The 3834-nt window shown below is 55.6% G+C and carries 2 rRNA genes; both read right to left on the minus strand.

Annotated elements, in window-relative coordinates:
* Nucleotides 1–45: 45 nt before the first annotated feature.
* Nucleotides 46–160, minus strand: a 5S ribosomal RNA gene (gene rrf / locus ABRA89_RS19955).
* A 351-nt stretch (nucleotides 161–511) separates the two neighbouring features.
* Nucleotides 512–3456, minus strand: a 23S ribosomal RNA gene (locus tag ABRA89_RS19960).
* Nucleotides 3457–3834: the final 378 nt, after the last annotated feature.

A 3834-nucleotide genomic window follows, 5' to 3' on the forward strand; every position in this document is an offset into this window, starting at 1 on the left:
TGTTGTTGTTGTTGTGAAGAAGGTTTTTTGTTCTGCGTTTGGCGGACCTGGCGGCGACCGACTTTCCCGCGTCTTGAGACGAAGTATCATAGGCGCTGGCGCGTTTCACGGCCGAGTTCGGAATGGGATCGGGTGGGGGCGCGCCGCTATGACCACCAGGTCGGCCAAAGGCAGATTGTGAGAAGCTGGCGTTTGTTGTCAGGAGTTTGTTCTTGCTCACGGCAGATGCCTTTCGGCATTGCCTCCGCGGGGGCGGGCCATCAGGCCCGACGCGCGTTTGCGCTACGCTTTGGCTTCGCGGCAGTCCCACGCAAGATTTGCGGGGGACAGCCATGAAGATATCCGCGAAGGATTTCCCTGAAGGTGAGCGTCGGGCGACTGCCCGTCGGCGCTTTTGCGCCGCGTTGTCCGCAGCGCAGCGGCATTTGGCCGCGACAGCGTGAGGACATAACTCAAGAAGAATGTTGATCGCCTTTTTGGCGATCAACATGATGATCATGGGCGAATGGGAACGATCAAGTTCGATCGGGCGATTAGTACCGATAAGCTTCACAGGTTGCCCTGCTTCCACACTCGGCCTATCGACGTGGTGGTCTACCACGGCCCTGATAGGGAGCACTCGTTTTCAGGTGGGTTTCCCGCTTAGATGCCTTCAGCGGTTATCCCGACCGGATATAGCTACCCTGCAATGCGGCTGGCGCCACAACAGGTCCACCAGAGATCCGTCCATCCCGGTCCTCTCGTACTAGGGACAGATCCTGTCAATGCTCCTACACCCACGGCAGATAGGGACCGAACTGTCTCACGACGTTCTGAACCCAGCTCACGTACCGCTTTAATTGGCGAACAGCCAAACCCTTGGGACCTGCTCCAGCCCCAGGATGCGATGAGCCGACATCGAGGTGCCAAACAACCCCGTCGATATGGACTCTTGGGGGTCATCAGCCTGTTATCCCCGGCGTACCTTTTATCCGTTGAGCGATGGCCCTTCCACTCGGGGACCACCGGATCACTATGACCGACTTTCGTCTCTGCTCGACTTGTCTGTCTCGCAGTCAGGCGGGCTTATGCCATTGCACTCGACGAGCGATTTCCGACCGCTCTGAGCCCACCATCGCGCGCCTCCGTTACGCTTTAGGAGGCGACCGCCCCAGTCAAACTACCCACCATACACTGTCCCGGATCCGGATAACGGACCGCGGTTAGACATCCATGACGGCAAGGGTGGTATTTCAAGGATGGCTCCACGCAAACTGGCGTCCACGCTTCAAAGCCTACCACCTATCCTACACGTGCCGACACGAATGCCAGTGTAAAGCTATAGTAAAGGTGCACGGGGTCTTTCCGTCTGACCGCAGGAACCCCGCATCTTCACGGGGAATTCAATTTCACTGAGTCTGTGCTGGAGACAGCGGGGAAGTCGTTACGCCATTCGTGCAGGTCGGAACTTACCCGACAAGGAATTTCGCTACCTTAGGACCGTTATAGTTACGGCCGCCGTTTACTGGGGCTTCGATTCAAGGCGTGAACCTCTCCTCTTAACCTTCCAGCACCGGGCAGGCGTCAGACCCTATACGTCGTCTTATGCGACTTCGCAGAGCCCTGTGTTTTTGATAAACAGTCGCTACCCCCTGGTCTGTGCCACCCCCACCTACTTGCGTAAATGGAGGTCACGCTTCTTCCGAAGTTACGCGTGCAATTTGCCGAGTTCCTTCAGCACAGTTCTCTCAAGCGCCTGGGTATTCTCTACCAATCCACCTGTGTCGGTTTCGGGTACGGTCTATACGATGGAGCTCTTTCCTGGAACCGCTTCACCGCAACCTCAATCCAATAAGAGATTACGATACACGCGATCCGTCACTTTCCATCAGGCCCACGAATATTAAACGTGGTTCCCATCGCCTACGCCTTTCGGCCTCGGCTTAGGGGCCGGCTAACCCTGCTCAGATTAACTTTAAGCAGGAACCCTTGGATTTTCGGCGAGGGAGTCTCTCACTCCCTTTATCGTTACTCATGTCAGCATTCGCACTTCCAATACCTCCACCGCCCCTCACAGGTACGGCTTCACAGGCCTATGGAACGCTCCGCTACCACTCCTCGAAAGAGAAGTCCTCAGCTTCGGTGCATGGCTTGAGCCCCGGTACATTTTCGGCGCAAAGACCCTTGTTTAGACCAGTGAGCTGTTACGCTTTCTTTAAATGATGGCTGCTTCTAAGCCAACATCCTGGTTGTTTTGGGATCTTCACATCCTTTCCCACTTAGCCATGACTTGGGGACCTTAGCTGGAGGTCAGGGTTGTTGCCCTCTTGACGACGGACGTTAGCACCCGCCGTCTGTCTGCCGGATAGTACTCCTCGGTATTCGGAGTTTGGTTAGGATCAGTAAGACGGTGAGTCCCCATAGCCCATCCAGTGCTCTACCCCCGAGGGTATTCATCCGACGCTCTACCTAAATAGATTTCGCGGAGAACCAGCTATTTCCGAGTTTGATTGGCCTTTCACCCCTAGCCACAAGTCATCCCGATCTATTGCAACAGATATGGGTTCGGCCCTTCAGTGCGTGTTACCGCACCTTCAGCCTGCTCATGGCTAGATCACTCGGTTTCGGGTCTAATCCGACGAACTGAACGCCCTGTTCAGACTCGCTTTCGCTACGCCTACACCTACCGGCTTAAGCTTGCTCGTCAGACTAAGTCGCTGACCCATTATACAAAAGGTACGCCGTCACCCTTGCGGGCTTCGACTGTTTGTAGGCATTCGGTTTCAGGTTCTCTTTCACTCCCCTCGTCGGGGTGCTTTTCACCTTTCCCTCACGGTACTGGTTCGCTATCGGTCATGCACGAGTACTTAGGCTTGGAGGGTGGTCCCCCCATGTTCGAACAGGATTTCACGTGTCCCGCCCTACTCAAGGATCTTGATTAAAATTACGCCTACGGGGCTGTCACCCAATCTCGCAACGCTTTCCAACGTCTTCAGCTTGTTCAATCAAAACCACTGGCCTGGTCCGCGTTCGCTCGCCGCTACTAGCAGAGTCTCGGTTGATGTCCTTTCCTCCAGGTACTGAGATGTTTCAGTTCCCCGGGTTCGCTTCTTTGACCCTATGTATTCAGATCAAAGATACCCTCATATGACTACCGTTAATTTTAACCGCTCACGCCAGATCGCTTTGCGATCGGCTCCGCGGGGGCGGCGCATCAGCGCCGACGGCCGGTCGGCCTTTGCTGCGGGCAAACTCGCCATCGCGGCAAGTGCGCCAACATCAAAGACCGCAGATCGCCATGCGGCAATCAACGGCTCAACGGTTAAAACTTAACGGTAGTCGAAGGTGGGTTTCCCCATTCGGAAATCGCCGGATCAAAGCTTATTCGCAGCTCCCCGACGCTTATCGCAGCGTATCACGTCCTTCATCGCCTGTGCATGCCAAGGCATCCACCAAATGCCCTTCAGACACTTGATCGTTCCCATCGCCCATGATCATCAAGGCTTCGCAAAGCGAAGACTTGATCGATTGATGATCGCTCACCGCAGCCACCTGACGGTGACGCCTCCGCGGGGGCGGACCATAAGGTCCGACGGCCGTTCGGCCGACGCTGGACAGGTGCCCAACGCTCCTCAGGAATCGCGCTCTGGTGTCCGTTCCCCTTTTGCACTGGAACAGCGTAACCGGAGCAACATCCGCCACCCTTGTCAGGCAACGAATGCAGCGACCTCAATCCTATAGAGAGAGATCATGGTCGATCAGATCATTCTTCTTGAGATCGCACCGCTTTCTAAGCCAGGGCCCAATTCCCGAAGGAACTAGAGACCAAAGCCTCCTGCAGCGGTGCGTCATGCC

The organism is Fulvimarina thalattae (assembly GCF_040239565.1).
Lineage (GTDB): Bacteria > Pseudomonadota > Alphaproteobacteria > Rhizobiales > Rhizobiaceae > Fulvimarina.